This window comes from Pseudoalteromonas sp. P1-13-1a (assembly GCF_001401875.1).
Classification (GTDB): Bacteria; Pseudomonadota; Gammaproteobacteria; order Enterobacterales; family Alteromonadaceae; genus Pseudoalteromonas.
Window position 1 is genome coordinate 1 of the sequence record NZ_LKDV01000082.1, and the last position, 544, is coordinate 544.

General features: G+C 53.3%; 1 protein-coding gene. It reads right to left on the bottom strand.

Annotation, left to right across the window (positions count from 1 at the left end; genetic code table 11):
• The coding region (locus tag AN391_RS19855; RefSeq protein WP_235576509.1) for an Ig-like domain-containing protein at positions 1–544 on the bottom strand (544 nt) is incomplete at both ends.

Consider the following 544-nt stretch of genomic DNA (forward strand, 5'->3'; position numbering starts at 1 on the left):
AGAGGCTGTGGCTTCATTGCCAGCGGCATCGCTTACGCTTGCACTTACTGTGTAGCTGCCCTCAGCAAGCACTTGTGAGGCGGCCACACTCCAAGTGCCATTCGCACCGAGTGTCGTTGTCACCGTATGTGTCACGTTATTACTATCGGTGATCTCTACCGTTACGGTGCTGCCTTGCGGTGCATTGGCGGTGCCGGTAATCGTCGGTGTGGTGTCGTTTGTTACGCTTAGCGTATCAACTTCAATCGCTGGTATGGTGGTGTCAATAATACCGGTTTCGCTCGCGCTGCCGATATTCCCTAGACCATCGTCTACTTCGGCAGTGACCGTGTATTCGCCTTCAGCTAAAGCACTCGGGGCATCAACACTCCATACGCCACCGCTGACTGTAGTGGTGGCGGTGGTTTCAACGCCTGCACTGTCTACAAATGTAAGGTTAATCGTGGTGCCATCGACTGCATCGCTTGTTCCGCTAATAGTGGGTGTGGTGTCGTTGGTATCTACCAAGGCATTAATGCTAATGCTTGGCGCGGTGGTGTTCAGT